3 protein-coding genes are annotated in these 2,635 nt (G+C 60.6%); 1 reads left to right on the plus strand and 2 read right to left on the minus strand.

The window, feature by feature from the left end; all coding sequences use genetic code 11:
• Positions 1-885, minus strand: an 885-nt coding sequence (locus AC1DRJ_RS23965) for a 3-deoxy-7-phosphoheptulonate synthase (protein WP_477804334.1), incomplete at its 3' end; no start/stop codon positions are given.
• 161 nt (positions 886-1,046) lie between these two features.
• Between AC1DRJ_RS23965 and AC1DRJ_RS23970 the strand changes: the two genes are divergently transcribed.
• Positions 1,047-1,802 carry a spermidine synthase gene (locus AC1DRJ_RS23970; protein WP_477804335.1) on the plus strand — a complete coding sequence of 252 codons (756 nt, stop codon included), beginning with the start codon at positions 1,047-1,049 and terminating at the stop codon, positions 1,800-1,802.
• A 158-nt stretch (positions 1,803-1,960) separates the two neighbouring features.
• On the opposite strand, the gene AC1DRJ_RS23975 is transcribed toward AC1DRJ_RS23970, so the two are convergent.
• Positions 1,961-2,635 (minus strand): crotonase/enoyl-CoA hydratase family protein (locus AC1DRJ_RS23975; RefSeq protein WP_477804336.1); only part of this gene is annotated, 675 nt, incomplete at its 5' end.

Below are 2,635 nucleotides of genomic sequence, written 5' to 3' on the forward strand. Positions count from 1 at the left end.
GTCCATGCTCGGGCCGACCTTGACCCCGATCGGGTTATTCACCCCGCGCAGGAATTCGACGTGTGCGCCGTCGAGTTGCCGGGTGCGGTCACCGATCCACAGCATGTGCGCCGAGCAATCGTAGTAATCATTGGTCAGGCTGTCGCGCCGCACGAAGGCTTCTTCGTAGTTCAGCAGCAGCGCTTCGTGGGCGGTGAAGAAACTGGTTTCGCGCAGCTGCGGCGAGGTGTCCATGCCACAGGCGCGCATGAATGCCAGGGTTTCATCGATGCGGTCGGCCAGGTGGCTGTATTTTTCCGCCAGTGCCGAGTTGGCGATGAAATCCAGGTTCCACTTGTGCACTTGATGCAGGTCGGCAAACCCGCCTTGGGCGAACGCACGCAACAAGTTCAGGGTGGCGGTGGACTGGTGGTAGGACTGCAGCAGGCGTTCCGGGTCCGGCACGCGGCTTTTCTCGTCGAAACCGATGCCGTTGACGATGTCGCCACGGTAGGCGGGCAGGGTCACGCCGTCGATGGTTTCGTCGTTGGCCGAGCGCGGCTTGGCAAACTGCCCGGCCATGCGACCGACCTTGACCACCGGACAGCCGGCGGCGAAAGTCATGATGATGGCCATTTGCAGCAGGACTTTGAACGTGTCGCGGATTTTCGCGGCAGAGAACTCGGCGAAACTCTCGGCGCAATCGCCACCTTGCAACAGGAACGCGCGCCCCTGGGTCACTTCGGCAAACTGACGGCGCAACTCACGGGCCTCACCGGCAAACACCAGTGGCGGATAACTGGCCAGGGTTTGCTCGACCTGCTGCAAGTGAGCGGCGTCGGGGTAGTGGGGTTGTTGCTGGATCGGCAGGGCGCGCCAGCTGTCAGGGCTCCAGGGTTGGCTCATCACGTTCTCTAGTGTTTTACGCTCGGACCGCCATGTTATCAGCAATTAGTGCGTGACCTGTTCCCGTCGCTTCGCAGACAATTGCGCCTTTGCCGCGCCTGCTCGCGGTTTTATTGCGTTGCCGTTTATGCAAACAGGCGCGGCAACAATCAGGAGACGAAATGACTGAGGAGCGCGTCGAGCATCTGCTCGCCGAGGTACAGGATGAGTTCGGCGTGATACGCGTGCTGGAAGTGGCCGATTACCGTTTTCTGGAGTTCGGCGATGCCATCGAGCAGAGCTGCGTTTTCACCGCTGATCCAAGCTGGCTTGAGTACGACTATACCCGTGCGATGCTGATCGGTGCGCTGTGCCACGAGCAGCCGGAAAGCGCGCTGTTTCTGGGGCTTGGCGCGGGCACGCTGACCCAAGCGTGCCTCAAGTTTTTGCCGTTGGAAGATGTCGAGGCGATTGAATTGCGCCCAGACGTACCGCGCCTGGCCATCGAATACCTTGGGCTGGATGACGATCCCCGGCTGTATATCCGCGTCGGCGATGCACTTGAGCTTCTTGATACCGCTGAGCCGGCGGACCTGATCTTCGTCGACCTTTACACCGATGTCGGGCCGGGTGTCGGGCATCTGGCCTGGAGCTTTCTGGAAAACTGTCAGAAACGCCTGAATCCGGGTGGCTGGCTGGTGATCAATCAATGGGCCACCGATGATGGCAAACCGTTGGGGGCTGCGTTGCTGCGTGGGCTCTATCACCGGCATTACTGGGAGCTGCCGGTGAAGGAGGGCAATGTGATTTTGCTCGTGCCTTCGGAGTTGGATCAGGAACTGGATATGGACGGTTTGATCGCGCGGGCAGAAGGGCTGGCGCCGCGATTGGGGTATTCGTTGCAGTCGTTGATCAAGGCGATTCGCCCGGCAACATGAATGGCAGCATAAATTCATTGTGGCGAGGGGGCTTGCCCCGTTCGGAGGCGAAGCCGTCGTAAACAGCAATTGGGGTGTGCCTGATACACCCCAATTGAATGGTTTTGGGGTTGCTGCGAAACCCAACGGGGGCAAGCCCCCTCGCCACAGGCGGAATGTCAGCAGCCTTTGAAGATGCCGGGCCGCTTCTCGACCATCGAGCGAACCCCCTCCTTGGCATCCTCACTCGCCATCAACTTCTTCACCAATGGCGRCAATCCCTGCGCTGCAGCGGTTTCCCCTTCATAGCGCGCCTGCCGTGCAGACATCAGCGTCGCCTGCACGCCAAGCGGTGCCTGCCTGGCAATCCGTTCGGCCAATTCAATGGCCCGTGGAAGCAGGTCCTCGCTGGCCATGACTTCCTGCACCAATCCCAGATGCAACGCGTCATGCGCATCGAATTCATCGCCGGTCAGCAGCCAGCGCATCGCATTGCCCCAGCCGGCTACCTGATGCAGGCGCAATGTCGCGCCGCCAAACGGGAAAATCCCGCGCTGCACTTCGTTCTGGGCGAATCGAGTGTTGCTGGCGCACAGGTTGATGTCAGCGGCCAACATCAACTCGATGCCGATAGTCAGGCAATAGCCCTGCGCAGCCACAATCACCGGTTTGCTGACTCGGGGACCGGCTAAAATACCCCACGGATCGCAGCCTCCTGGCGGTGCTTGCCAGCCATCAGCCAGTGCCGTGCTGGCTTTGACCAGATCGAGTCCGGCGGTGAAATGCTCGCCATGACCGAACACCACCGCCACCCGCGCCTCGTTGTCTGCCTCGAATTCGCCATACGCCAGACT

It is taken from the genome of Pseudomonas sp. P5_B2, from assembly GCF_056400445.1.

Coding starts and splice junctions, on each gene's coding strand:
- AC1DRJ_RS23970 (WP_477804335.1), top strand. CDS start 1,047: ATGACTGAGGAGCGCGTCGAGCATCTGCTCGCCGAGGTACAGGATGAG.